A 26,677-nucleotide genomic window follows, 5' to 3' on the forward strand; every position below is an offset into this window, starting at 1 on the left:
GGGGGACTGTTGGCCCGCGTCCCACGATTTCATTCGAAAACGACGCGCGGGAAATAGAACGACACGACCCAGTTGGGCATGTCGACGATTTCGCTGATACGGAGATCGCCGCAGACCGAGCACAGCATGTAGGCGTCTTCCGCCGACAGGCCGTGCTGCTTGCCGAGCAGGTCGACCATGTTGGCGACAGCCGCCTTGGCGCCGCTCATCAGGTCCGGACCGATGCCCGTGGTGACCTCGTAGCCCTTGGCGTCGAGATGGCGCGTGACCGGTCCCGGCGTGGTGAAGCGCGGCATGGAAAGGTTGGCGTCCTTCACCACATCGAGCGTCAGCGCCACGTTCATGGCGCTTTCGATCGCCGTGCCGCAGACTTCGCCGTCGCCCTGGGCGGCGTGCGTATCACCGATGGAGAACAGCGCGCCTTCCACCTCGACCGGCAGATAGAGCGTCGTGCCCGCGGCGATGTCACGGATGTCGAGATTGCCGCCGACCCGGCGCGGCGGAACCACCGAATGCAGCCCATGCTCGGCAGGCGCCACGCCGATGGTGCCCGCGAAGGGCTTCAGCGGCACGCGCGCGTGCTTGCCGAACAGTGCCGGCTCGAGCGTTGCGGCGTCATACTTCCACAGCGCCAGCGCCGGCTCCTTGAACTGGTCGGCGAGCAGGCCGAAGCCCGGAATGTTCGCCGTCCAGCCAAAGCCCGAAGGCTCGAACTGATGGATCGTGATCTTCAACGCGTCGCCCGGCTTGGCCCCGTCGACATAGATGGGGCCGGTGACCGGGTTGACCTTGGAGAAGTCCAACGTCGAGACGTCTGCAACGGTGCTGTCCGGCTTGAAGTGGCCGGAGCCGCTGTCGACGCACTCGAACTTCAGGCTCGAGCCGGGCGTCACCGTCGCCACGGGCGGGATCGAACGATCCCACCCGAAGTGATGCTGCCTGCCGTGGATGGTATAATCGCAGTTACTGCACATCTTTTGCGTAGACCTGATCGTAGTTGACGGGGATGTGGACCGGGTCGACGAACAGCTCGTCGGCACCGCCGATGCGCGAGGAGCGGATGGTGAAGCGCTCTTCGTTGAACACCGGAGCCCACGGGGCGTCTTCCATGATCTTCAGGTAGATGTCGCGCCACATGGCTTCGCGCTCTTCCTTCTTGGCCGGATCGACGATCGAGTCGGCCTCGGTGGCCTTCTTCTCAAGGTCCTCGTTGCAGTACCAGGACCAATTCCAGCCGCCCTGCACCGCGCCGCCGCAGCCCAGGATCGGGCCGTAGAAGTTGGACGGATCCGGGAAGTCCGCGATCCAGCCCATGCCGCCCGACCAGATCATCGGCGCGCCGTCCGGCTCGCCGCCGGCCGCGATCACGTTGGCCTGCGCCAGCGACTTGATGGATGCCTTGATACCGATGGCCGCGAGATCCTGCTGGATCGCCTGGGCGATGCGCGGCTGCGGGTCGGTGTTGGCGACGAACAGCTCGGTCTCGAAGCCGTCGGCGAGCCCGGCCTCGGCCAGCAGCGCCTTGGCCTTCTCCACGTCATACGGGTAGCCCTTATAGTCCTTGGCGTAGCCCGGCATGGACGGCGGCAGCGGCTGGTTGGCCGGAACCGCGCGACCGTTGATGATGCGGACGATGCGATCCTTGTTGATCGCCATGTTCACCGCCTGGCGCACCTTGACGTTGTCGAACGGCTTGATCTTGACGTTCATGGTGACGTAGCCGGTGTGCAGCTGGCCGCCCTGGATGATCATGTCCTTGAAGTTCGGGTCGTTCTTGACCTCGATGAACTTGGCCGGCGGAATGCCGTCGCCCGGAATGTCGACCTCGCCCTTCTGCAGGCGCATCAGCGCCACGACCGGCTCCTGGCCGACCTCGAAGGTGATCTGGTCGAGCTTGGGCAGGCCCTTGTTCCAGTAGTCGTCGAAGCGCTGGAAGACGAGCTTCTGGCCGAGCGACCATTCGGCCAGCTTAAAGGCGCCGGAACCGACCGGGTGCTTGCCGAAATCGGCGCCCCACTTCTCCACTTCTTCCTTCGGCACGACGAGCGAGAAGTTGATCGCCATCACGTGCAGGAAGGTGGCGTCCGGGCGCGAGAGCTCGAACTTGATGGTGTAGGGGTCGACGACCGTGATGCCGGAGAGGCCATCGGCCTTGCCTTCGGAAGCTTCCTGGAAGCCGACGATGGAGCCGAAGAAGCCGGCACCCGGGCTCTGCGTCTTGGGGTTGACGACGCGGTCGATCGAGTACTTCACGTCCTCGGCGGTCAGCTCGCGGCCGTTCTGGAACTTCACGCCCTTGTGCAGGGTGAAGGTGAAGGTCTTGCCGTCTTCCGAGATCGTATAGTCTTCGGCGAGGGCCTTCTTGAGGTTCGTCGTACCCGGCTCATAGTCCATCAGGCCGCTGAATAGCGACTTGATCATAGACCAGTTCTGCCAGTCGTAGCCGATCGCCGGATCGAGCGTGGAGACGTCATCCTTGTAGGTGACGGTCATGGAGCCGCCCTGCTTGATGTCGTCGGCCATGGACGGGCCGGCGAATGCCAGCGCGAGAGCGAGCGCCGCAACGCCCTTGAGAAGCTGTGTCTTCATCTTTTCGGTTCCTACTCCAGGGTTATTGTTTTCTGTGGTTCAACGAAGCTTGATGCGCGGATCGACCCACGGCGCGATCAGGTCGGCCAGCAGGTTTCCGAGCACGATTGCGAAGGCCGAGATCATGGTGACGCCCATGATGATCGGAATGTCGATGCGCTGGATAGCCTGCCAAGCAAGCTGGCCGATGCCGGGCCAGCCAAACACGCTCTCCACCACCACGATGCCCGACATGAACAGGCCGATGTCGATGCCGATCATGGCGATGATGGGCAGGATGGCGTTGGGGATGGCGTGGCCGAACAGGATCTTGGCGCGGGTCAGGCCCTTGGCGCGGGCGGTGCGGATATAGTCCTGCCGAAGCACGTCCAGCAGCGAGGAGCGCATCATGCGCGAATACCAGCCGGCACCGAGGAAGCCGAGCGTGATCGACGGCAGCACCAGATGCGAGAACGTGCCGTAGCCGCCGATCGGGAACCAGCCGAGCCGCACCGCAAAGACGTAGAGCAGCAAAATGCCGATGACGAACTGCGGCGCCGAAACGCCGACGAAGGAGACGATCATCAGGCCATTGTCGGTCTTGCTGCCGCGCTTCAGTGCCGCAACCGCGCCCATGCTGAGACCGAGCAGCAGCTCACAGAAGATGGCGCCGCACATCAGGAGCAGGCTCGCCGGCAGGCGCGACCAGATGAGCTCGGCCACTTCCGTCTTCTGCAGATAGGAGCGACCGAAATTGCCATGCAGCAGGCCGCTGAGATAGCGCAGATACTGCTCGTAGAACGGCAGGTTGAGACCGAGCTGCTGGCGGATGTTCTCGACCGTCTGGGCGGTGGCGCTGCGGCCGGCGATCTGCCGTGCCGGATCGGCCGGCACCAGATAGAGTAGCACGAAGGTGACGAGACTGATCCCGAGCAGGATCAGAACCGTCTGCAGCAGACGGCGGGCAACGTAGGCGAGCATCAGTGGTGGCCCTGCTGTGTCGGGTCGAGAATGTCGCGCAGGGCGTCACCGACCAGGTTGAAGGCAAGGGCCAGCAGCAGGATAGCCGCGCCCGGAATGAACACCAGCCACGGCGCGCTGGTGAAATAGGTCTGGTTCTCGAAAATGATGTTGCCCCAGGACGGGATCGGCGGCTGAACGCCGATGCCGAGGAAGGACAACGTCGCCTCGAGCAGAACCGTGGTGGCGATGCCGAGCGTGGCCCAGACGATGATGGTCGACAGCTGATGAGGCAGGATGTGGCGCAGCATGATGCGCATGTGTCCCGCGCCCATCGCGCGCTCGGCGTCGATGAAGTCGCGTTCGGCCAGCGACCGCGTCTCGGTGTAGATGACGCGGGCGATCTGCACCCAGTTGACCATGGCGATCACCATGGCAACGATCCACAGGCTCGGCGTGAAGATTGCCGCCAGCACGATGGCGAGCAGCAGCGCCGGAAACGCCATCATCAGGTCGGTGAAGCGCATCAGGACCGTCTCGACCCAGCCGCGGAAATAGCCCGCACAGATGCCGACCACCGAGCCGGTGAACACCGCCATGCCATTGGCGACGATGCCGATGATGAGCGAGGTGCGCGCGCCGTAGATAAGACGGCTAAGCAGGTCGCGGCCGACGAGATCGGTACCGAACCAGAAATGCGCATCCGGCGGCAGCGGCGCGCCTTCGAGGCTGAGCCCTTCGAAGAACTGCTCGTAAGGGTCATAGGGCACGATCCAGGGACCGAAGACCGCCGCGAAAACGGCAATCGCGATGACGACCAGCCCGAAGACCGCAAGCGGCCGCCGGATGAGCCGGCCAAACACGCCCCGCTGGGCAGCCACTGGCGCGGCAGGAGAAACTTCGACCGCGCTCATAGGGCTTCCCGCATATCACTGATGGTTTCGACGAGGCGCGCGGCCATGGCTTCCAGCGTCATCCGCTCGGCCATTGCCGTCAGCCGCAGCTTCTGGAACGCCGCCTTGGCGCTGATGTTGTCGCGCACCATGAGAATGGCAGTTGCTTCGGCCAGCAGCTCGCGGCTTTCGAGACGCGCGCGCAGCGCGGCGATCTCGGAAGTCATGGCCTGCCGGCGTTCAAAGCCGTGCGAGGCCGCCACCAGCGCGCTGTAAAGGCCGGCGCTGCCGATGGGCTTCAGCATCTGGGCATCGGCGCCCTGGCGCATGGCCCAGGACACGCGGCCCGGCGCTTCCGAGCCGATCAGCGCGATCACGGGGATCGGCGCCTCGCCCGGCTTCCATGGAAACTGGTCGTCATAGCCCATGTCGGCGTCGATCAGCACCACGTTGAAGCGGTCGAGTTCCGGCAGGTCGGTGATCTCGGGCCAGTAATGCGATGCCGCCACGCCGATGCGTTCGAACTGCATGAGCAGCGCGTCGACATTGGGATGCGGCTGGTGAAGCACCAGCGCGCGCCAGCCGATGAAGGAGGGGGTTGGCCTCATATCGTTCATTGAACAACCCTCAAATGTGGAGCCTTGGCGGACGGCATGGCCTCCCCGCCGGGAATGCCGAGGCGCGAGCGGGTCAGGAACGGATCGGGCTCGATCGCTCCGCCCGCCTCGAAGACGACATCGAAGTCGCCATCGGCGCGAGCCCGGCCAATATGGGCCGGCATCAGCACGTGATTGGTGCGCGCATCGACGATGCTCTCGCCAAACGGCGTCGAAAACGGATGCGCCTTCGCCGCCGCCAGAACCTCGCCAATGTCGTCGGTGCCAGCCTGCCAGATCGCGTTGGCAATCAGCAGCACGCTGGCATAGGTCTCGACGAAGAAGGCCGTCAGCTGCTGGGAGCCCGGCTTGCCGGCCACCTGCTGCAGGAAGGCGCGATTGGCTTCGCCCGACAGCGACCGGAAATAGCAGCTCACCGTATAGTGGCCGGCGATAGCCGGACCGAGCAGAGCGGCCTCGCCCTCATAGAGATTGCAGCTCAGCACCGGCCGCACGCCTGCCGCAAAGGCGGGGTCCGCAAGCCCGAGCTCGTGATAGGCCTTCAGGAAGGCATGCGACGACGGGCCGATCAGATTGTTGAGGATGAAGTCCGGCTTCTTTGCCTTGATCTCGGCCACGATGTGATTGATCTCGACATCGCCTATCGGCACATTGCGCTCGCCCAGCACCTTGCCGCCCGAATGGTGCAGCACTTCGCGGGCGATACGGTTCATCTCCCAGCCCCAGATGTAGTTCGAGCCGGTCAGGAAGGCGTTCCGGCCGAAGCGCGGCACGATGTAGTCGAGCAGCGGCAAAAGGTGCTGGTTGGGGCTTGCGGCGATGTAGACGACGTTCTCGCTCGCCTCGAAGCCTTCGTAGACGCACGGATACCATAGCAGCGCGTCGGCCTTCTCGACGACCGGGATAACTTCCTTGCGGCTCCAGGAGGTGGTGCAGCCGACGACATGGCGCAGCCCGGTGCGCTTGATCATGTCGCGGCAAAGGCCGGCATAGCGGTCGGTATTGCCTTCGGGGTCGGCGTCATGGGGGACGAGTTCGAACGGATATTCGCCGCTGGCGTTCACCGACTCGATTGCCGCCAGGGCTCCATGGAAGCCCTGCTGGCTGAGCGCCCAATAGGGGCCAGACCGCGAAAACAGCAGACCGATCGGTATCGAACTACCCATGTCCTCCTGACATTCCTCCAAATGCAAACAGCCCCATTCGCGGAACGCAAGTTCCGGAACGAGGCCCAAATGCCTAGCGAATTCTGATTTTGGGCTTTATCTTTCGGCCTCTCCCCTCTCTGTCAAGCAGATTCTGGCCGCAGCTGGGCGCGACCAGCAATTTTGAGGGTGCGAATTGCCGCAGTTAGGTAATTAACATGCGCCCAGCGGTGATCGCGAGAAAGAAAGCGAAAGCGAGCTTCAGATAGCGCGCGTTCAGCGCATGCGCGAGGTGCGCACCCCAGGGCGCGAGCAGATAGCTGATCGGCGCGATGATCAGCACCGCCGGCAGGCTGACGAAGCCAAGGCTGAGCGGCGGCCGGCCGGCAACACCGAGCCCGGCCCAGATGAAGCCGGCGACCCCCGGAATGGCAATCAGCAGGCCGAGCGCCGACGATGTGCCGACCGCGCGGTGGACGGGGAAGGAAAAACTCGCCAGCGTCGGCACCGAGAGTGTCCCGCCGCCGATGCCCATCAGCGCGGAGATGAAGCCGATGACGGTGGCGATGGCGCGGTTGACCCAGGCGCTTTTCGGCAGGTGGTCGGAAATGACCAGATGCTTGGGGATCGCCAGGTTTACGGCCACCAAAAGGCCGACCACGCCGAACACCAGGCGCAAGCCCGCGCCGGGGATGAACTTCGACATGATGCCGCCGATCAGCGCGCCGACGAACGCCGCCGGTCCCCAGAGGTTCAACAGCGCCTGATCGACATTGCCGCGCCTGGCGTGGGCCCGCATCGACGAAATCGAGGTGGGGATGATGATCGCCAGCGAGGTGGCAACGGCGAGGTGGCTGGTGATCGAGGCGGGGAAATGGAACAGCGTCAGCACCCAGAACAGCACCGGCACGATGACGATGCCGCCGCCGACGCCGAGCAGGCCGGCGAGGATGCCGGAGATGACGCCGGTGACGGCGAAACCGGCGATCAGCGCAGCGATTGTCTGGCCGTCGAGCATGGACGGATCAAGTGCCTGTTCCAAAACCGCAGTCCTCCACGCTTCTAAAAGGCCAGCGCATGCGCGTCGTCAGGCCTCGGCATCGATCACCGCAAGGGCAGCTTCTATGCCCTTGCCAACGGGAAGCCTCTGTCCAAGCGCATTTAATGCGCCTCCGAGCGCCGTCAGCGCAACCACAGCGTAGATCGGCTGCGCTGTAGGCCCCATGTGGCCGATACGCGTCAGCTTGCCGAGCGTGGCCCCGCGTCCGGACGAGAGAACGACGCCGTACCGCTCGCGCACCACCTGGCGTAGCACCTTCTCGTCCACCCCCTCCGGAGTGCTAATGGCGGTCGTTGTGGGAGACGCGATCTCCTCGCTCGCCGCCCAGAGCGAAAGCCCCATTGCCCTTGCGCCCGCACGCGTGGCCTTGGCGGTCAGCGCATGACGCGCCCAGACTGCTTCCGGGCCTTCATTCAGGTAAAGATCCAGCGCCACGTCGAGACCGTTGATCTCCGCAACCGAAGGCGTGAACGGGAACGGCTTCTCGCGCGACCATGCATTTTCCCAGTCGAGGATGCTCAGCACCGAGGCGCGCGGCGCAGTCGGGTTTGCCTTCATCTTGGCCCAGCCGCGATCGCTCACCCCCAGCAAGGTGAGCCCCGGAGGCGCGCCCAGACATTTGTTCGCGCCCGTCACATAGATGTCGGCCTTGCAGTCCTCGGGGTGGGTCTTCATGCCGCCGAAGGACGAAACGGCGTCGACGATCAGATAGGCGCCATGCGCCGACACGATCGCGCCGATTTCGTCGATGGGGTTGATCGTGCCCGACGGGGTGTCGTGATGGCAGACCGAGACTACCGTAATTTCCGGATGCTCTTTCAGCATGTCGGCCACCGCCTGCGGGTCGATGGCGTCGTTGTAGGCCGTTTCGATCTCCAGGAGATTTGGCGAATGCCGCCTGGCCCAGCCGCCAAATCCCTTGCCATAGACGCCGGAGGCAAGGTTCAGCACCACATCGTCGCGGCTGATGAGCGAAGCGGCCGCGGCCTCCAGCCCCATCACCGGCTCGCCCTGCAAGATCACCGGCCTGTTCGAGAGGCGCATCGCCTTCTGGGCCTTGCCGACGACCCGCTCATAGAAATGCTGGAAGGCGGGGTCGTTGTCGTAAAGCACCGTGCGGCTCAGCCCACGCAGCACCTCCGCATAGGCGTTGACCGGTCCTGTGGTCAGAGTGACCACCGGGTTGGCATCGTCGGGGTATCGCATTCTCTGTCTCTCCGCATTGCCGGCGCGACGAATCGAAGCCATCTCAATTCCGGCCAGCATGGAAGGCCGACTGCGAACGCGTCTCAAGGTTTTTCTGTGCGATGCCGCGGCGGGAACGAGAAGAGATTGCTCCTGCCGGAACGGCGCTTTTTACCTCAACGTTGCAAAAGCAACTTAAGTTGGAGATGCTGCGGCCTTGAGGGACAAACTGCCGCGAGATTTTTGCAACTCGACGCTGTATCTATCGGAAAAAGGGCAGCCGGACGGGCTATGGACATGAATGCCAGGCAGGACATACACAACTCCGATATTCCCGTACTGTGTCAGGCATGCGATGCGCGCCACCGCGGCGTCTGCGGTGCGCTGAACCCGGACCAGCTTGTCGCGCTCAGCAAGCAGTCGTTCAAACACCGCGCGGAATCCGGCGAAGAGCTCATCGGCGACAGCGAAAAGGTTGTCAATTTTTCGAACGTGCTGTCGGGCGTGGTCAAGCTCAGCAAGGTGATGTCCGACGGACGCCAGCAGATCGTGGGCCTGCAGTTCGCGCCTGATTTCCTCGGCCGTCCCTTCAAGTCGGAAAGCGCGCTGAACGCAGTGGCCGCGACGCCAGTGTCGCTCTGTTCCTTCCCGAAGACGGCCATCGACCGCATGGTCAAGGAAGTGCCGGAGCTCGAGCACCGGCTGCTGAAGCAGACGCTCAAGGAACTGGACGAGGCCCGCGACTGGATGCTGACGCTCGGGCGCAAGACCGCGGCCGAAAAGGTCGCGAGCTTCCTGCACCTGGTCGCCACCCATATCGATCCGGAAGCCTCGGTGGGCAGCGGCCCGGTCAGCTACGACCTGCCGCTGACGCGCGCCGACATCGCCGATTTCCTCGGGCTCACCATCGAAACGGTCAGCCGCCAGATGACCAAGCTGCGCAAGGACGGCGTGATCGAGATCGAGCACAACCGGCAGATCACCATTCCCGATATCGGCCGGCTCGAACGACGCGCCAATATCTAAAAACGCGTCACCTCTCAGCTTTTCGTGCCGAACAGCGGCGCCATCGCCTCGCGCTCGTTTGCGATGTGGCGGCGCAGGCCCGCGAAGAACCCGCGCAGCATGTAGGCCAGCGCATCAACATTGAGCGCATCCGGTCCCTGCCCGACGCGCCGCAGCCCCTCGGCAAGCTCGGCGGCGAAATCCGCATCCTCGATATGCTCGGTCTTCAGCCGCGCCACGAGCTCCACCGCCGGCTGGGCATTGCCCTGCGCGTGGATGTAGGCCGGAAACAGCACGTCCTCCTCATAGGCGTGAACTTCGCGCAGAAGCGGCTCCAGCCTGCCGGAAGCAGCCAGGCATTGGTCACGGTTCAACGCCTGCGGCAAAGAGTCCGCAATCTCCTCCAACAGATCGCACAGCTCCAGCTTCTCGGCGTGGAGCCGACTAAGGATCGTCTCCCGAACGCCGGTGCAAAATAGCGAACTGGCCGATTCGTCTCCGGTTGCGAGAGGCGGTTCGCGTCCGTCTCCCGCTCTCATCGACATTGCATGAACCTCCTCCTGCACAAGCTGCGTCGATTTTGACGCATCGTTGCGCACCACAAATGCACGCCATGCGCGGCCGCTCTTTGATCCAGATCAAGGAGGCTTGTCCCGCTTGAGGCCAGTGTCGCCCCAAGGATCTGCGGGCTCGCCATGCGGATTCGTAGCCGTTTTTGCCTCATAGGGGGACCGTTCATGAAATTTGGTGTCGAAATCGTCGGCGTCACCGCCGCCGCCTTTCTGGCGCTGCTGGGGGCCGCCTTCGCAGGCGATGACCTCTTCCGTGCGCACATGTGGGTGCTGTTCTTCGCCCTCACCGCTGGCGCCATCCTGCTGATGCGCAACACGCGCTTCGGCGCGCAGCCCGTCGAGACCGACACGTCGGGCTATCTCGACGGGCCGATCCGCTACGGCGTCGTCGCCACAGTGTTCTGGGGTGTGGTGGGCTTTCTCGTCGGCGTCCTCATCGCCGCGCAGCTTGCCTTTCCCCACCTCAACTTCGAGCCCTGGTTCAATTTCGGGCGCGTGCGTCCGCTGCACACCTCGGCCGTCATCTTCGCCTTCGGCGGCAACGCGCTGATCGCCACGTCCCTCTATGTCGTGCAGCGCACGTCGCGCGCGCGGCTGTTCGGCGGCAACCTTGCCTGGTTCGTGTTCTGGGGCTACCAGCTCTTCATCATCATGGCGGCCACCGGCTACCTGCTGGGCATCACCCAGAGCCGTGAATATGCCGAACCGGAATGGTATCTCGACATCTGGCTGACCATCGTCTGGGTCGCCTATCTCATCGTGTTCCTCGGCACCATCCTGAAGCGCAAGGAACCGCACATCTACGTCGCCAACTGGTTCTACCTGTCCTTCATCGTGACGATCGCAATGCTGCACGTGGTCAACAACCTGGCAGTTCCTGTCTCCTTCCTGAGCTCCAAGAGCTACTCGGCCTTCGCAGGCGTGCAGGATGCGCTGACCCAGTGGTGGTACGGCCATAACGCGGTCGGCTTCTTCCTCACCGCCGGCTTCCTGGGCATGATGTACTACTTCATCCCCAAGCAGGTGGATCGCCCGGTCTATTCCTACCGTCTGTCGATCATCCACTTCTGGGCGCTGATCTTCCTCTACATCTGGGCCGGCCCGCACCACCTGCACTACACCGCCCTGCCCGACTGGGCGCAGACGCTGGGCATGGTCTTCTCGATCATGCTGTGGATGCCTTCCTGGGGCGGCATGATCAACGGCCTGATGACGCTCTCGGGCGCCTGGGACAAGATCCGCACCGATCCCATCGTCCGCATGATGGTCATGGCCGTCGCCTTCTACGGCATGGCGACCTTCGAAGGCCCGATGATGTCGATTAAGACGGTCAACTCGCTCAGCCACTACACCGACTGGACCATCGGCCACGTGCATTCCGGTGCGCTCGGCTGGAACGGCCTCATCACTTTCGGCGCGATCTACTTCCTGGTGCCGAAGCTGTGGAACCGCGAGCGCCTCTATTCGGTGCGCATGGTCAGCTGGCACTTCTGGCTCGCCACCCTCGGCATCGTCATCTACGCGGCCGCCATGTGGGTCGCCGGCATCCAGCAGGGCCTGATGTGGCGCGAATACGACGAGCAGGGCTTCCTGGTCTACTCCTTCGCCGAATCGGTCGCCGCCATGGTGCCCTACTACGTGCTGCGCATGATGGGCGGCGTCCTCTACCTCACCGGCGGGCTGGTGATGGCCTGGAACGTCTACATGACGATCCGCGGCCATCAGCGCCAGGAAAAGCCGATCCCCGGCATGACGCCCACCCTGCAGCCGGCCGAATAGGAGCTTTAAATGTCATTGCTCGACAAACATTCCATTATCGAGAAGAACGCGACGCTGCTCTTGGTCGGCTCGTTCCTGGTCGTCACCATCGGCGGCATCGTCGAGATCGCGCCGCTCTTCTATCTCGACAACACCATCGAGAAGGTGGAGGGCATGCGGCCCTACTCGCCGCTGGAGCTGGCCGGCCGCAACATCTACATCCGCGAAGGCTGCTATCTGTGCCACAGCCAGATGATCCGCCCCTTCCGCGACGAGGTGGAGCGCTACGGTCACTTCAGCCTGGCGGCGGAGTCGATGTACGATCATCCGTTCCAGTGGGGCTCCAAGCGCACGGGGCCTGACCTCGCGCGCGTCGGCGACCGCTACTCCAACGAATGGCACGTCCAGCACCTGGTCGACCCACGTTCGGTCGTGCCGGAATCGGTCATGCCCACCTACGCCTTCCTGAAGACCACCCCGCTCGAGGTGAAGGACATCAAGTATCACCTCGAGGCCAACAAGATGGTCGGCGTGCCCTACACGCAAGAGATGATCGACAACGCCGAGGCCGACATCAAGGCCCAGGCAGACCCGAACGCCAGCACTTCAGATCTGCTGGCACGCTACCCCAAGGCCAAGGTCGGCGACTTCGACGGCAATCCCGCATCCCTCACCGAGATGGATGCTCTGGTCGCCTATCTGCAGATGCTCGGCACCCTGGTCGACTTCTCCACCTATGACGACGCCGCCGGTAGCCGCTGAGGGAGGACACGATGGAAGTCTACACCGCAATGCGCCACTTCGCCGACAGCTGGGGGCTGCTCGTCATGGTGCTGTTCTTCACCGGGGTCGTTGTGTTCGCCTTCCGCCCCGGCAGCCGCCAGCAGGCCGAAGAGGCCGCCCGTATCCCGCTCAAGGATGACTGATAATGACGAAGAGAGAGATCGACCAAATTTCCGGTGTCGAGACCACCGGTCATGAGTGGGACGGCATCAAGGAGCTCAACAACCCCATGCCACGCTGGTGGGTGTTGTGCTTCTACGTGACGATCGTCTGGGCGGCCGGCTACACCATCGCCTATCCGGCCTGGCCGATGATCAGTTCGGCCACCACCGGCGTGCTCGGCTTCTCCAGCCGAGGTGAACTGAAGAACGCGATGGCCGAGGCCGACGCGGCCAAGCAGGGCTTTGTCGAGGCCATCGCCGCCAAGTCGGTGAACGAGATCATCGCCGACGACAAGCTGCGCGAGTTCGCCACCGCAGCCGGTGCAGCCGCCTTCAAGGTGAACTGCATCCAGTGCCACGGCTCGGGTGCGGAAGGCTCGCCGGGCTTTCCGAACCTCAACGACGACGACTGGCTGTGGGGCGGCAGCGCCGATGCGATCCACCAGACCATCGCGCACGGCATCCGCTACGCCAGCGATGCTGACACCCGCGTTTCCGAAATGCCGGCCTTCGGGGAGATCCTCGAGAAGGATCAGATCCATCAGGTTGCAGCCTATGTCTTCAGCCTGACCGGCACTCCGAGCGATGCCGCAGCGGCGACCGCCGGCAAGCAGGTGTTTGCCGACAACTGCGCCGCCTGCCACGGCAACGACGCCAAGGGCAACCGTGAGGTCGGCGCGCCGAACCTTGCCGACGCCATCTGGCTCTACGGCTCGAGCGAAGCCGACATCGCCCGCCAGGTGCGCACGCCGCGCCACGGCGTGATGCCGGCCTGGTCGGCCCGTCTCGGCGAAACCACCGTCAAGGAACTTGCAGTCTACGTCCACTCGCTGGGCGGAGGAGAGTAAAATTGGAAACGCAGAGCATGGAGCGGGCTGACATCGAGCGGCTCGAAGCCGAACCGGTAAACTCGGCCAAAAGCCGGCAGCCGCTCTACGCCGCGCGCAAGAAAATCTTCCCGAAGCGTGCTTCGGGAAGTTTTCGGCGTTTCAAATGGCTAATCATGGCGGTGACGCTCGGCATCTACTATCTGACGCCGTGGCTGCGCTGGGATCGCGGGCCTTACGCGCCCGACCAGGCGGTGCTGCTCGACATGGCCAACCGCCGCTTCTACTTCTTCCCCATCGAGATCTGGCCGCAGGAGTTCTTCTTCGTCGCCGGCCTGCTCGTCATGGCCGGCATCGGCCTGTTCCTCATCACTTCCACCGTCGGCCGCGCCTGGTGCGGCTACACCTGCCCCCAGACAGTATGGGTCGACCTGTTCCTCGTGGTCGAACGCGCCATCGAAGGCGACCGCAATGCCCGCATCAAGCTCGACTCTGCACCCTGGTCGTTTAGCAAACTCTGGAAGCGGCTGACAAAGCACCTGATCTGGCTCTTGATCGCGGTTGCCACCGGCGGCGCCTGGATCTTCTATTTCGCCGACGCGCCGACGCTGCTGAAGGAACTCTTCACGCTTGAGGCCGCGCCCGTCGCCTACATCACCGTCGCCGTCCTCACCGCCACCACCTACACCTTCGGCGGCCTGATGCGCGAGCAGGTCTGCACCTATATGTGCCCGTGGCCGCGCATCCAGGCGGCCATGCTCGACGAGAACTCGCTGACCGTCACCTACAACGACTGGCGCGGCGAGCCTCGTTCGCGCCACGCCAAGAAGGCAGCCGCCGCCGGTGAGACCGTGGGCGATTGCGTGGACTGCAACGCCTGCGTCGCCGTCTGCCCCATGGGCATCGACATCCGCGACGGCCAGCAGCTCGAATGCATCACCTGCGCGCTCTGCATCGACGCCTGCGACGGCGTCATGGACAAGCTCGGCAAGGAGCGCGGCCTCATCTCCTATACGACGCTGAACGACTACCAGTCCAACATGGCGCTCGCGACCGACAACGGCACGCATGCCATCGACCCGGCCAAGGTCCGCACGCCTGCGGGCAAGCTGTCGGATCACGTCGCGCATTTCCATGTCCGCAAGCTGTTCCGGCCTCGCACCCTGGCCTATTTCGGGGTCTGGTCCCTCATCGGAATAGGTCTCCTCTACGCGCTGTTCAGCCGCGACCGGCTGGAGCTCAGCGTGCTGCATGACCGCAACCCGCAATTCGTGACGCTGTCGGACGGCTCGATCCGCAACGGCTACACGGTCAAGCTCTTGAACATGATCCCCGAGCCGCGCACCGTCGTGCTCCGGATGGAGGGGCTGAAAGGCGCCACCATGACCGTGACCGGCATCGGCGAACATGCGCCGGAATCGGCCGAGGTCGAGCTTGAGCCGGATCGGCTGAAGACGCTGAAAGTATTCGTCGCCCTGCCACGTAACGGGCTCGCGACCGAAGCCATGTCGTTCCGCTTCGTGATAGAAGATCGCGGAAGCAGTGAAACCGCCCATAGCGAAGCCAAGTTCCAAATTCCGGGGAGAAGGTAATGACCGCCAGACTGATGCGCACGAGAGAGTTCACCGGCTGGCACATGCTGGCCGTCATGGTCGCCTTCTTCGGCGTCGTCATCGCCGTTAACATCGTCATGGCGGTCTATGCCAATACGAGCTGGACCGGACTGGTCGTCCAGAATGGCTATGTCGCCAGCCAGGAGTTCAACGAAAAGACCGCCGAAGCGCGCGCGCAGGCCGCGCGCGGCTGGAAGGACACGCTTGAGATCGAGCCGGGCACCGTGAGCTTTGCGCTCAACGATGCGGCCGGCAGCAGCGTTGAGGCCAAGAGCGTCATCGTCACCTTCCGCCGCCCGGTCTACGAATCCGAGGACGAGACCTTCCAGCTCGCCCGCCAGTCCAACGGCGCCTTCGCCGCCGCGCACAACGTGCGTGACGGCCTCTGGGTCGTCGAGGTCGACGCCGATATCGGTGAGGCCCACCCCTATCGCGTCGTCCATCGCATCGTGGTCAAGCAGGGGATATACAGATGAGCTGCTGCGCGCCGACCGAAATCGTCTCCGACATCGAGCGCGTCGAGCACTCGACCCCCTCGCCCGAGGAAATGCTGCTCGTCAGCCGAACCCTGGGCGATGGCATTCGACAGAGCGATCTTTCCGTGCCCGGCGTGCATTGCGGCGCCTGTATCCAGAAGATCGAAAGCGCCCTGTCGAAACTGGAGGGCGTGGCCGGCGCGCGCGTGAACCTCTCGACCAAGCGCGTCAGCGTTCGCTGGCGCGAGGGCAAGGTGCCGCCGCTGTTCGAGACGCTGGAACGTCTCGGCTACGAAGCGCATCTGTTCGATCCCGCCGCCGACAAGAAGGACGAGGCGCTTGCCGAGCTCATTCGCGCGCTCGGCATTTCCGGCTTTGCGGCGGCCAACATCATGCTGCTGTCGGTCTCGGTCTGGTCGGGCGCGGAAGGCGCGACGCGCGACCTGTTCCACTGGGTCTCGGCGCTGATTGCCATCCCGGCACTCGCCGTTGCAGGCCGCATCTTCTTCCGCTCCGCCTGGAGCGGGCTGAAGCATGGCCGCGCCAATATGGACCTGCCGATCTCCATCGGCGTGCTGTTGGCCTATGGCATGAGCCTCTACGAGACCGTCCACCACGGCGAGCACGCCTATTTCGACGCATCGGTGACGCTGCTTTTCTTCCTGCTCATCGGTCGCACGCTCGACCACGTCATGCGCGAACGCGCCCGCGAGGCGGTGAAGGGGTTGGCGCGTCTTGCCGCGCGCGGCGCCATGGTGCTGCGCCCTGACGGCTCGCGCGACTACATGCCGACCGAGGAGATCGAGCCCGGCATGCGCCTGCTGCTCGCTGCCGGCGAACGCGTGCCGGTCGACGCCGAGGTCGAGGTAGGCACTTCCGATCTCGACTGCTCGCTGGTGTCGGGCGAAAGCGCGCCGCAGAACGTAGCCCCCGGCGCAACGCTCCGCGCCGGCACGCTCAACCTCACCGGCCCGCTCACCATCCGCGCGCTGGCCGCCGCAAAGGACTCCTTCCTTGCCGAGATGGTGCGCATGATGGAAGCGGCCGAGGGCGGCCGCACCGTCTATCGCCGCATCGCCGACCGCGCTTCCGCGCTCTATGCGCCGCTCGTCCATCTCACCGCCTTCCTGACCTTCCTCGGCTGGATGGCCGTGTCCGGCGACCTGCACCGCTCGGTCACCATTGCCATTGCGGTGCTGATCATCACCTGCCCCTGCGCGCTGGGGCTCGCGGTGCCGATCGTGCAGGTGGTGGCCGCCCGCCGCCTCTTCGAAAGCGGCATCATGGTCAAGGACGGCTCTGCCATGGAACGCCTCGCCGAGATCGACACGGTCGTCTTCGACAAGACCGGCACGCTGACGGTCGGTGCACCGAGGCTGGTCAACGCGGATGCGATCCAGCCGCAGACGCTGGCGCTTGCCGCCGCCATGGCCGCGCACTCGCGCCACCCGCTGTCGAAGGCGATCGCCAAGGGCGGCGCCGCCGCGCCGCACCAGGCCCTCGCCGACACCCGCGAACTGCCCGGTTACGGCGTCGAAGCCCGCGTGGGCGAAAACCTCTACCGGCTGGGCCGCGCCGACTGGGCCGTCTCGGGCGGCAGTGCCGAGACCGGCACGGTGTTGAGCAAGAACGGCGAACTGCTGGCCGGGTTCGAATTCGAGGACCGGCTACGCGACGGCGCGGCCGAGACCGTGCGCCAGCTCGCAAATGGCGGCGTGCAGATGGAAGTCCTGTCGGGCGACCGTCCGGCGGCCGTGGAGAAGCTTAGTGCTGCGCTCGGCATCCAGGCCTTCCGCGCCGGCGTGCTGCCCGGCGAAAAGGCCGATCGCGTGGCAAAGCTCACCGCTGACGGGCGCAAGGTGCTGATGGTCGGCGACGGCCTCAATGACGCGCCTGCGCTGGTAGCAGCCCATGTTTCCATCGCACCTGCCACCGCCGCCGATGTCGGGCGCAACGCCGCCGATTTCGTGTTCCTGCGCGAGAGCCTGTCGGCTGTGCCTCTGGCGATGCGCATCTCGAAAGATTCGGGCCGGCTCATCCGACAGAACCTGACGCTCGCCGTGGGCTACAACGCGATTGCCGTGCCTATCGCCATCCTCGGCCATGTCACGCCGCTGGTCGCGGCGCTAGCGATGTCGCTCTCTTCGATCCTGGTGGTGGCAAACGCTCTGCGGCTCAAGGGAGCCGCCCGGCCTACAATCGCGCAGGCCGCTGGCAACGCGAAAATCGGCGGTGCCACGCTCGGTTCAATGGAGCCAGTGTAATGGCAACTCTCCTTTATCTCATCCCGATTGCACTGTTCCTGGGCGGGCTCGGTCTCGGCGCCTTCATGTGGTCCCTGCGAAGCGGCCAGTATGACGATCTCGACGGCGCCGCGACGCGCATCCTGATCGACGACGAGGACGAGAACTAGGCATCGTCGGCGAAGAGCCGAAAATACGCGCAGCCGCCCTTGAAACAGGATTCTCCCAGCGCCAGATCACTTTCGCGCGACGCCCCATTTTGACGTCCGCACGCATCCAGTCCGCATTTTCCACCGAATTTGCATTCGCTCAGGAATACAAGGGAGAGGACGATGTCTGCCAAGGAAGTGCTTTTCGACGTCGAGGCCCGCGAGAAGATGCTGCGCGGCGTCCACATTCTCGCCGATGCGGTGAAGGTGACGCTCGGCCCCAAGGGGCGCAACGTCGTCATCGACCGCTCATTCGGCGCGCCGCGCATCACCAAGGACGGCGTGACCGTCGCCAAGGAAATCGAGCTCGCCGACAAATTCGAGAACATGGGCGCGCAGCTCGTCCGCGAGGTGGCATCGAGAACCAGCACCGCCGCCGGTGACGGCACCACGACCGCAACCGTGCTTGCCCAGGCGATCGTCGAGGAAGGCAACAAGGCGATTTCCTCCGGCCGCAACCCGATGGACCTCAAGCGCGGCATCGACCTGGCTGTCAGCGCGGTCGTGGCGGATCTGAAGAAGAACGCTCGCAAGGTCACGCGCAACGACGAGATCGCCCAGGTCGGCACCATATCGGCCAATGGCGACCCCGAGATCGGCCGCTTCCTCGCCGAGGCCATGCAGAAAGTCGGCAATGACGGCGTCATCACCGTCGAGGAAGCCAAGACCGCCACGACCGAGCTCGAGGTCGTGGAAGGCATGCAGTTCGACCGCGGCTACATCTCCCCCTACTTCGTGACCGATCAGCAGAAGATGCGGGTCGAGTTTGAGGAACCCTACATCCTGATCTACGAGAAGAGGCTCTCCAGCCTGCAAGCCATGCTGCCGGTTCTCGAGGCGGTGGTGAAGTCGGGCAAGCCGCTGCTTCTCATCGCCGAGGATGTCGAGGGCGAGGTGCTGGCCACGCTGGTGGTCAACAAGCTGCGCGGCGGGCTGAAGGTCGCGGCCGTCAAGGCTCCGGGCTTCGGTGACCGCCGCAAGGCGATGCTCGAGGACATCGCCATCCTCACCGGTGGCACCGCGATCAGCGAGGATCTCGGCATCAAGCTTGAACACGTCACGCTGCAGATGCTCGGCCGCGCCCACAAGGTGATGATCGAGAAGGAGACGACGACCATCGTCGGCGGCGCCGGCTCCAAGACGGACATCAAAGGCCGCATCCGCCAGATCAAGCAACAGATCGAGGAAACCACCTCGGACTACGACAAGGAAAAACTGCAGGAGCGCCTGGCCAAGCTGGCCGGCGGCGTCGCGGTGCTCCGCGTCGGCGGCGCCACCGAAACAGAAGTGCGCGAGCGCCGGGACCGCGTGGACGACGCGCTTCATGCGACCCGTGCCGCGGTGGAGGAAGGCATTCTGCCAGGCGGCGGCGTGGCGCTGCTGCGCGCGGGCGACACGCTCAATAAACTCAAGCCGGAAAACGAGGACCAGCGCGTCGGCATCGAGATCGTCCGCCGCGCCATCGAAGCGCCGGCGCGCCAGATTGCCGAGAACGCCGGCACGGACGGCTCCGTCATCGTCAGCAAGCTGCGTGAAAACACCGATCCCGCCTATGGCTGGAACGCGCAGACGGGCAAATATGGCGACCTGTTCAAGCAGGGCGTCATTGATCCGGTCAAGGTGGTGCGCGCGGCTCTCGAAGGTGCGGGCTCCGTCGCCGGCCTGCTCGTCACCACCGAGGCGATGGTTGCCGAGAAGCCGAAGAAGGAAGCCGCGCCCGCCATGCCGGGCGGCGGCATGGAGTTCTGAGACCGGGCAGCCACAGCGGCATCAAGAGAGAGCATGGTTCCCGCACCAGGGATGATCCCGGTGCTTGACTCCAGGGGGGCTTTGACTAGTTTGCGCCCCATGATGTGCATCATTCCGAACCTGTTCCGGCGAGAGCCGCAACGCATCAAAGCGGGCATCTAGCCCGGACGCGATCGAAGCCTGGCTCGCGTTCGGGGTTGCCAGGGTTGTCCAATTCCATCTGACAGACTGTTGGCCGCCGAGATGGCGCCGTTCGCCATTGCATTTCCCAACGCGTTCGTCCCGCCAGACCGGCGGGCCGCAGACATTGAAACATGACCCAGGGTAGCGCCGAAACGATGATCCAGACCCCCTACTACCTCATCGACAAGACCCGCCTTCTGCCGAACATGGAAAAGATCGCCTATGTGCGCGAGCATTCCGGCGCCAAGTTGCTTCTGGCGCTGAAATGCTTCGCCACCTGGTCGGTGTTCGACCTGATGCGCGACTATATGGATGGCACGACCTCCTCCTCGCTGAACGAGGTCCGGCTCGGCCGCGAGAAATTCGGCGGCGAGACGCACGCCTATTCGGTCGCCTATGCCGATCACGAGATCGACGAGGTGATCGCCAATGCCGACAAGATCATCTTCAATTCCATCGGCCAGCTGGAGCGTTTTGCCGACAAGGCGAGCGGCCTTGCGCGCGGCCTGCGCCTCAACCCGCAGATCAGCTCGTCGAGCTTCGATCTCGCCGATCCCGCGCGCCCCTTCAGCCGCCTGGGCGAATGGGACGTGGCCAGGATCGAGACCGTCATGGACCGCGTCAACGGCTTCATGATCCACAACAACTGCGAGAACAAGGATTTTGGCCTGTTCGACCGCATGCTCTCGCAGATCGAGGAAAGGTTCGGCTCGCTGCTCGGCCGCGTCGAGTGGGTCAGCCTTGGCGGCGGCATCCACTTCACCGGCGAGGGCTATCCGCTCGACGCCTTCTGCGCGCGGCTGAAGGCCTTCTCCGAGCGCCACGGCGTGCAGGTCTATCTCGAGCCCGGCGAGGCCTCAATCACCAAGAGCACCACACTGGAAGTGACCGTGCTTGACACGCTGAACAACGGCAAGAACCTCGCCATCGTCGACAGCTCGATCGAGGCCCACATGCTGGACCTCTTGATCTACCGCGAGAACGCGAAGGTCGAGCCCAACACCGGCGAGCACAGCTACATGATCTGCGGCAAGTCGTGCCTGGCGGGAGACATCTTCGGCGAGTTCCGCTTCGAAAGGGAACTGAAGGTGGGCGACCGCATTTCGATCCAGGACGCCGCCGGTTACACGATGGTCAAAAAGAACTGGTTCAACGGCGTGCGCATGCCGTCGATCGCGGTGCGCGAGCTGGACGGCACGGTCCGCGTGGTGCGCGAGTTCGGTTTTGAGGATTACGTCGCGAGCCTTTCATAAGGTTCGCCGTATTTGGTTGACGGGAAAAGGAGACATACGCCCGAAATGAAGAAGAACGTACTGATCATCGGCGCTGGCGGCGTGGCCCAGGTGGTGGCCCACAAATGCGCGCAACACAACGATCTGCTCGGCGATATCCATATCGCTTCACGCACGGTCGCGAAATGTAGTGCGATCGTCGAGTCGGTCCGGGAAAAGAAGAGCCTGAAGAATCCGAACGGCGTGATCGAGGCGCATGCGCTCGACGCGCTGGACGTCGAGGCCACCAAGGCGCTGATCGAGAAGACGAAAAGCCGGATCGTCATCAATGTCGGCTCGGCCTTCGTCAACATGTCGGTTCTTTCGGCCTGTATCGCGACGGGCGCGGCCTATATCGACACGGCCATCCACGAAGACCCACTGAAGATCTGCGAGACCCCGCCGTGGTATGCCAACTACGAGTGGAAGCGCCGTGAGGAATGCGAAAAGGCAGGCGTCACCGCCATTCTCGGCGCCGGCTTCGACCCGGGCATGGTCAATGCCTATGCCAGGCTTGCAATGGACGAGTATTTCGACCGCATCGATTCCATCGATATCGTCGACATCAACGCCGGCAGCCACGGCAAGTATTTCGCGACCAATTTCGATCCGGAGATCAATTTCCGCGAGTTCACCGGCCAGGTCTGGTCGTGGCAGGACAGCAAGTGGGTCTCGAACAAGATGTTCGAGGTCGGCAAGGAATGGGACCTGCCGGTGGTCGGCAAGCAGAAGGCCTACATGACCGGCCATGACGAGGTGCATTCGCTGTCGCAGCGCCTCGGCGTGCCCACCGTCCGCTTCTGGATGGGCTTTGGCGACCATTACATCAACGTCTTCACCGTGCTGAAGAATCTCGGCCTCCTGTCCGAGCAGCCGATCAAGACGGCCGAGGGCCAGGAAGTCGTGCCGCTCAAGGTGGTCAAGGCCGTGTTGCCCGATCCGTCGTCGCTCGCGCCGAACTACGCAGGCAAGACCTGCATCGGCGACGTGGTGAAGGGCGAGAAGGACGGCAAGGAGCGCGAGCTCTTCATCTATAACGTCGCCGACCACAAGGAAGCGTTCGAGGAAGTCGGCAGCCAGGGCATTTCCTACACTGCCGGCGTGCCGGCCGTGGCCGCCGCGATGCTGATCGCCCGCGGTGAATGGGACGTCAAGAAGATGGCCAATGTGGAAGACCTGCCGCCGCAGCCCTTCCTCGGCCTGCTCAACCAGATCGGCCTGCCGACGCGCATCAAGGATGCCGACGGCGACCGCGCGCTGGAATTCGACACTCCGGCGCTCGCCGCCGCAAGCTGACGTTTCGCGGTTGCTGACCGCATCTTATGTCGCAGCTGCGACGCCCCCTCCCTCACCGGCGGGGGCGTTTTCGTTTGATACCACCCCCCACCCCTAACCCCTCCCCACAAGGGGGAGGGGGACGATTTCGTCGCCGTGCCCACCGAAACGGTGAAGGTTGGTGCCGGGTGCTCAACGCAAGATTCCCCTCCCCCTTGTGGGGAGGGGTTAGGGGTGGGGGTACAAACTGGCTCGAACCATCCGCAAGGCGATTGCCCTACCCACCCAACTCGGTGTTTTCGTTCGCATAGAGCGTGTTTTCCAGCGGCTTGGGCGGGGTCGCATTGGCTTCGGCGCGTATCCAGTTCAGGAAGGCCGTCACCGAAGCCTTCGGCGCCCCGTGCTTCATGACCACGTAGTAGGCCGCGCGCGGCCGCAGGATCTCGACCGATACACGCACGAGCTGTCGGCGCTGGAGCAGGTCGTCGACCATCCGGTGCCAGCCGAGCGCAATGCCCTCGCCGCGTAGCGCCGCATAGAGCGCATCCGTATAGAAATTGCAGCTCAGCGTGATGTTCTTCGGGTCGCTGCCATGTCCGAAGGCGGCCAGCCACTGCTCCCAGCCTATCCAGCTCGGCTCCATCGAATGACTGGCGATGAGATTGTGCCGGGCGAGATCGGCGACGCAATCGGGCGAGCCGCGCGCGGCCAGATAGTCCGGGCTGCACACCGGGAACAGGTCGTCGCCGAACAGCATGATCGCCTTGCCGTCAGGCCAGTTGCCGTCGCCGTAGCGGATCACCACGTCGATATCGTCGCGGCGCAGATCGACGCTGCTGTCCTGCGTGACGATTTTCAGCTTGATGTCAGGCTCGGCGCGCCGAAGGCTCGACACCTTTGGCAAAAGCCAGAAATGCGAGAAGGCGACAGTGGCCGAGATCGTCAGCTCGGCGGCGTCGCCCATGGTCGTGATCGAGCGAACCGTGTCCGCCACGATGCCGAGCGCCTCCGACATCGCGCCCGAAAGCGCCTTGCCCTGCTCGGTCAGCTCGATGCTGCGATGCAGGCGACGAAACAGCGGAAAGCCGAGGCTCCCTTCAAGCGCCTGCACCTGCCGGCTCACCGCCGCCTGGGTGATGCCGAGCTCAGCCGCCGCGCGGGTGAAACTCTGCTGCCGCGCTGCCGCCTCGAACACCACCAGAGCCGTCATGGACGGAAGCTGTCGACGAAAGCCTGACATTACCTGACCTCATCCATGGCGTTCCCAAAAATGCCGTTGACGCTGTTATCGCATAATGAATGCTTATGCGATATCCGCGAGGCTGCTTCACGGCAGCCTTTCTTGCGGGAGGAGATCGAACATGGCGCGGCGCCAGCCCCCGGCCATGTTGCGCAGCAGCCGAGAAACGGAAACTTCGACATGACCACCCTTGCCACGCCCGCAGCCCCTGCAGAACCGAGATCCGGCGGGCGCGAGGCGCGACGCCGCGCCCGCCTGAGCCGGTCAACCAGCGCGCTGCACCGGCCCTATATCGCTCGCGGGATTCCCACCTACGACATCATGTCGGAGGAAAACCTGGTCCGCATCGAGAAGACGGCCGATCGCATCCTTGCCGAGATCGGCATTGAGTTCCGCGACGATCCGGTCGCGCTCGACCACTGGAAGCGCGCCGGCGCTCATATCGATGGCGTGCTGGTAAAATTCGAGCCGGGCATGCTGCGCGAGATTCTCAAAACGGCGCCCGCCGAATTCACCCAGCATGCGCGCAACCCCGCCAGTTCCGTGCAGATCGGCGGCAAGAACGTCGTCTTCTCGCCGGCCTATGGCTCGCCCTTCGTCATGGATCTCGACAAGGGTCGCCGCTACGGCACGATCGAAGATTTTGAAAACTTCGTCAAGCTGGCGCAGTCTTCGCCCTGGCTGCACCATTCGGGCGGCACGATCTGTGAGCCGGTGGACGTGCCGGTCAACAAGCGTCACCTCGATATGGTCTACGCCCACATCCGCTATTCGGATCGTGGCTTCATGGGTTCGGTGACGGCAGAAAGCCGCGCAGAGGATTCCATCGACATGGCGCGCATCGTCTTCGGCGAAAAGTTTGCCGACAAAAATTGCGTCATCCTCGGCAACGTCAACGTCAACTCGCCGCTGGTCTGGGACGCCACCATGACCACGGCTCTGCGCGCCTATGCCCGCGCCAACCAGGCCGCCGTTGTCGTGCCCTTCATCCTCGGCGGCGCCATGGGCCCAGTCACCAATGCCGGCGCCATCGCCCAATCGCTGGCAGAGACCATGGCAGGCTGTGCGCTGACCCAGCTCGAGCGCCCCGGCGCGCCGGTGATCTTCGGCAACTTCCTGTCCTCGATGTCGCTGCGGTCGGGCTCGCCCACCTTCGGCACGCCGGAGCCGGCGATCGGCTCGATGGTCATCGGCCAGCTCGCACGGCGTCTCAATCTGCCGCTGCGCTGCTCGGGCAACTTCACGACGTCGAAACTGCCGGACGCGCATGCGATGAACGAAGGCACCATGTCGATGCTGGCGGCGGTGCACTGCGGCGCCAACTTCATCCTGCATTCGGCCGGCTTCCTCGACGGGCTGCTCTCCATGTCCTACGAAAAATTCGTCATGGACACCGACTTCTGCGGTGCGCTGCACAGCTATCTGGACGGCGTGAAGGTGGACGACAACCAGCTCGCACTCGACGCCTTCCAGGAGGTCGGCCCGGGCAACCACTTCTTCGGCTGCGCCCACACCATGGCCAACTACGAAACCGCCTTCTGGGATTCGGAAATCGCCGACAACGAGTCCTTCGAGAAGTGGGAGGCCGCAGGCTCCGAGGACGCCGCCACCCGCGCCAACAAGCGCTGGAAGAAGGCGCTGGCCGAATACGAAGCGCCGGCCCTGGACGAAGGCATCGACGAAGCCCTGAAGGACTTTATTGCCCGCCGCAAGGCATCCATGGACGACGCCTGGTATTGAGCGGTTCTGGGCGGCTAGCTAATGGCTCGCTGACGAAACGTGGCCACATGACCTGTTGCATCATAGCGGAAGCCATTGGCTTCCGCTTTTTTCATGGCGTCTGACCTCTCAACCAAAAACCTTTGGCCGGCAGGGCGACAACCCGCGCGGAGAGCAGTTCCTCATTGCCTATGTAATCCGCCCGCCACTGCCGGCCCCTCGAAGAGAATCGGCAGCTCTCGGGGACCCTTGTTGGGCTCCTCGCCCTCAAAGCCCGAAATTTTCCTGACCGACCTAACGCGCCGGAACGACTGTGGAAAAGGCCGGCATGGTTCCCATTTGAAATTTCATATTGAGGAGTCGTTAACCGGGAGGCTGCAGGTTCATTGCGCATGGATTTCTCCCTGAAGTTCATGCAGGCGACTCCGGATACCCCCACACCCCTGCTCCGGAGTCGCCACCTTCCTCAGGAACTCGACCTGTTTGCGGACAGCTGACCGGTCAGTAGGGTGATCTGATCCCCATCCTCACCTTCGCGGCTTTTTCGCGTGCAGGGCCTGCCCTCCCTCCTTGCTCTACCACGCAACCGGCTTCCGGCCGGAAGAACGTCACAGGGTGGCGTTTCGGCCGGATGCGGCTCGGTGGCGCCTCTCAAGCGAAACTTAGCCAGCTCCGCCGCGTCGCGCGTGACTGGGATCAGTTCTTGCAAGGAGCGGCCCTGGCGTCATGTGCAGCCTCGCGTTTGCCGCCCGGCCGAAAAAAAGCAAAAGCCCGCCGGTCGAGGACCAGGCGGGCGTTCAGGTTTGATTGCTGGGTCGGCTTTCGAATCGAGAGGCCGCAAAAAGCAAAAGCCCCGGCTTTGGACCGGGGCTTTTGGATTTGGTTGCGGGGGTTGGATTTGAACCAACGACCTTCAGGTTATGAGCCTGACGAGCTACCGGGCTGCTCCACCCCGCGTCAACTTTTGGTCTTGGCGTCCTCTTCGCTAAAGCAAAGGGCCGCGGTCGATTGTCTCGATGCGGCCCGCGGGTCCCGTTTGGTGCGGGCCTAGTTCGTTTGGAGAAGATTTGGACATGCATTTGGCAGACCTGGCAGCGACTTACTCTCCCGCGTCTTGAGACGAAGTACCATCAGCGCTGGAGCGTTTCACGGCCGAGTTCGGAAT

At 63.8% G+C, this 26,677-nt stretch carries 23 protein-coding genes, 1 tRNA gene and 1 rRNA gene; 13 read left to right on the top strand and 12 right to left on the bottom strand.

Features of this window, described 5'->3' with window-relative positions:
• Nucleotides 1–29: 29 nt before the first annotated feature.
• From M2281_RS21310 to ppaT, 8 genes are all read right to left on the bottom strand, one after another.
• The gene (locus M2281_RS21310; protein ID WP_280823188.1) at nt 30–974 is read right to left on the bottom strand and encodes an acetamidase/formamidase family protein; all 945 of its coding nucleotides are present in this window, start codon (nt 972–974) and stop codon (nt 30–32) included.
• A complete protein-coding gene (locus tag M2281_RS21315; RefSeq protein WP_280823189.1) occupies nt 964–2,589 on the bottom strand; it encodes an ABC transporter substrate-binding protein in 1,626 nt (541 codons plus the stop codon). Before M2281_RS21315 ends, M2281_RS21310 begins: the two co-directional genes overlap by 11 nt.
• 39 nt (nt 2,590–2,628) lie before the next feature.
• A complete protein-coding gene (locus tag M2281_RS21320; protein WP_280823190.1) occupies nt 2,629–3,549 on the bottom strand; it encodes an ABC transporter permease in 921 nt (306 codons plus the stop codon).
• Nucleotides 3,549–4,442: an ABC transporter permease gene (locus tag M2281_RS21325; protein ID WP_280823191.1), complete on the bottom strand. Its 894-nt coding sequence runs from the start codon at nt 4,440–4,442 to the stop codon at nt 3,549–3,551. The genes M2281_RS21320 and M2281_RS21325 overlap by 1 nt, the downstream gene beginning before the upstream one ends.
• Nucleotides 4,439–5,038 carry an ANTAR domain-containing response regulator gene (locus M2281_RS21330; RefSeq protein ID WP_280823192.1) on the bottom strand — a complete coding sequence of 200 codons (600 nt, stop codon included), beginning with the start codon at nt 5,036–5,038 and terminating at the stop codon, nt 4,439–4,441. The genes M2281_RS21325 and M2281_RS21330 overlap by 4 nt, the downstream gene beginning before the upstream one ends.
• The gene (locus tag M2281_RS21335) at nt 5,035–6,204 is read right to left on the bottom strand and encodes a transporter substrate-binding domain-containing protein (protein WP_280823193.1); all 1,170 of its coding nucleotides are present in this window, start codon (nt 6,202–6,204) and stop codon (nt 5,035–5,037) included. Before M2281_RS21335 ends, M2281_RS21330 begins: the two co-directional genes overlap by 4 nt.
• Nucleotides 6,205–6,388: 184 nt before the next feature.
• A complete protein-coding gene (locus tag M2281_RS21340) occupies nt 6,389–7,225 on the bottom strand; it encodes a sulfite exporter TauE/SafE family protein (RefSeq protein WP_342394273.1) in 837 nt (278 codons plus the stop codon).
• Nucleotides 7,226–7,270: 45 nt separating this feature from the next.
• Nucleotides 7,271–8,449 carry a pyridoxamine--pyruvate transaminase gene (gene ppaT, locus M2281_RS21345; RefSeq protein WP_280823194.1) on the bottom strand — a complete coding sequence of 393 codons (1,179 nt, stop codon included), beginning with the start codon at nt 8,447–8,449 and terminating at the stop codon, nt 7,271–7,273.
• 276 nt (nt 8,450–8,725) lie between these two features.
• Between ppaT and M2281_RS21350 the strand changes: the two genes are divergently transcribed.
• Nucleotides 8,726–9,454, top strand: coding sequence for a Crp/Fnr family transcriptional regulator (locus tag M2281_RS21350; protein WP_280823195.1), 729 nt, complete (start codon nt 8,726–8,728; stop codon nt 9,452–9,454).
• 14 nt (nt 9,455–9,468) lie between these two features.
• Here M2281_RS21350 and M2281_RS21355 read toward each other — a convergent pair whose 3' ends face one another.
• Nucleotides 9,469–9,978 (bottom strand): hemerythrin domain-containing protein, encoded by a 510-nt coding sequence (locus M2281_RS21355; protein WP_280823196.1) that lies wholly within the window; start codon nt 9,976–9,978, stop codon nt 9,469–9,471.
• Between the two features lie 192 nt (nt 9,979–10,170).
• On the opposite strand from M2281_RS21355, the gene ccoN reads away from it, so the two are divergent.
• From ccoN to M2281_RS21410, 11 genes are all read left to right on the top strand, one after another.
• Complete coding sequence (ccoN, locus tag M2281_RS21360; RefSeq protein WP_280823197.1) at nt 10,171–11,784, top strand: cytochrome-c oxidase, cbb3-type subunit I; 1,614 nt, start codon at nt 10,171–10,173, stop codon at nt 11,782–11,784.
• 9 nt (nt 11,785–11,793) lie between these two features.
• Nucleotides 11,794–12,525, top strand: a complete 732-nt coding sequence (gene ccoO / locus M2281_RS21365; RefSeq protein WP_280823198.1) for a cytochrome-c oxidase, cbb3-type subunit II — start codon at nt 11,794–11,796, stop codon at nt 12,523–12,525.
• A gap of 11 nt (nt 12,526–12,536) precedes the next feature.
• Nucleotides 12,537–12,689 carry a cbb3-type cytochrome c oxidase subunit 3 gene (locus M2281_RS21370; RefSeq protein ID WP_280823199.1) on the top strand — a complete coding sequence of 51 codons (153 nt, stop codon included), beginning with the start codon at nt 12,537–12,539 and terminating at the stop codon, nt 12,687–12,689.
• A gap of 2 nt (nt 12,690–12,691) precedes the next feature.
• Nucleotides 12,692–13,555: a cytochrome-c oxidase, cbb3-type subunit III gene (ccoP, locus tag M2281_RS21375; RefSeq protein WP_280823200.1), complete on the top strand. Its 864-nt coding sequence runs from the start codon at nt 12,692–12,694 to the stop codon at nt 13,553–13,555.
• Nucleotides 13,556–13,572: 17 nt separating this feature from the next.
• A complete protein-coding gene (ccoG, locus tag M2281_RS21380) occupies nt 13,573–15,126 on the top strand; it encodes a cytochrome c oxidase accessory protein CcoG (protein WP_280823228.1) in 1,554 nt (517 codons plus the stop codon).
• Nucleotides 15,126–15,623, top strand: a complete 498-nt coding sequence (locus tag M2281_RS21385) for a FixH family protein (RefSeq protein WP_280823202.1) — start codon at nt 15,126–15,128, stop codon at nt 15,621–15,623. The genes ccoG and M2281_RS21385 overlap by 1 nt, the downstream gene beginning before the upstream one ends.
• Complete coding sequence (locus M2281_RS21390; protein WP_280823203.1) at nt 15,620–17,887, top strand: cation-translocating P-type ATPase; 2,268 nt, start codon at nt 15,620–15,622, stop codon at nt 17,885–17,887. Before M2281_RS21385 ends, M2281_RS21390 begins: the two co-directional genes overlap by 4 nt.
• Entirely contained in the window at nt 17,887–18,036 is a 150-nt protein-coding gene (gene ccoS / locus M2281_RS21395) for a cbb3-type cytochrome oxidase assembly protein CcoS (RefSeq protein ID WP_280823204.1), read from the top strand. The genes M2281_RS21390 and ccoS overlap by 1 nt, the downstream gene beginning before the upstream one ends.
• A 162-nt stretch (nt 18,037–18,198) precedes the next feature.
• Nucleotides 18,199–19,824 carry a chaperonin GroEL gene (gene groL, locus M2281_RS21400; protein WP_280823205.1) on the top strand — a complete coding sequence of 542 codons (1,626 nt, stop codon included), beginning with the start codon at nt 18,199–18,201 and terminating at the stop codon, nt 19,822–19,824.
• Between the two features lie 338 nt (nt 19,825–20,162).
• Nucleotides 20,163–21,260, top strand: a complete 1,098-nt coding sequence (gene nspC / locus M2281_RS21405) for a carboxynorspermidine decarboxylase (protein ID WP_280823229.1) — start codon at nt 20,163–20,165, stop codon at nt 21,258–21,260.
• 45 nt (nt 21,261–21,305) lie between these two features.
• On the top strand, nt 21,306–22,574 hold the full coding sequence (locus tag M2281_RS21410; RefSeq protein ID WP_280823206.1) for a saccharopine dehydrogenase family protein: 1,269 nt from the start codon (nt 21,306–21,308) through the stop codon (nt 22,572–22,574).
• A 256-nt stretch (nt 22,575–22,830) separates the two neighbouring features.
• Here the strand turns inward: M2281_RS21410 and M2281_RS21415 are convergent, their stop codons facing one another.
• Entirely contained in the window at nt 22,831–23,793 is a 963-nt protein-coding gene (locus tag M2281_RS21415) for a LysR substrate-binding domain-containing protein (protein WP_280823207.1), read from the bottom strand.
• 180 nt (nt 23,794–23,973) lie between these two features.
• On the opposite strand from M2281_RS21415, the gene M2281_RS21420 reads away from it, so the two are divergent.
• Nucleotides 23,974–25,533: a trimethylamine methyltransferase family protein gene (locus M2281_RS21420; RefSeq protein ID WP_280823208.1), complete on the top strand. Its 1,560-nt coding sequence runs from the start codon at nt 23,974–23,976 to the stop codon at nt 25,531–25,533.
• 859 nt (nt 25,534–26,392) lie between these two features.
• Here the strand turns inward: M2281_RS21420 and M2281_RS21425 are convergent.
• Both M2281_RS21425 and rrf read right to left on the bottom strand, forming a co-directional pair.
• Nucleotides 26,393–26,469, bottom strand: a tRNA-Met gene (locus M2281_RS21425).
• A gap of 129 nt (nt 26,470–26,598) precedes the next feature.
• A 5S ribosomal RNA gene (gene rrf, locus M2281_RS29260) occupies nt 26,599–26,677 on the bottom strand; the annotation flags it as partial.

The organism is Pseudaminobacter soli (ex Li et al. 2025), from assembly GCF_029892515.1.
In the GTDB taxonomy this organism is placed as follows: domain Bacteria; phylum Pseudomonadota; class Alphaproteobacteria; order Rhizobiales; family Rhizobiaceae; genus Pseudaminobacter; species Pseudaminobacter soli_A.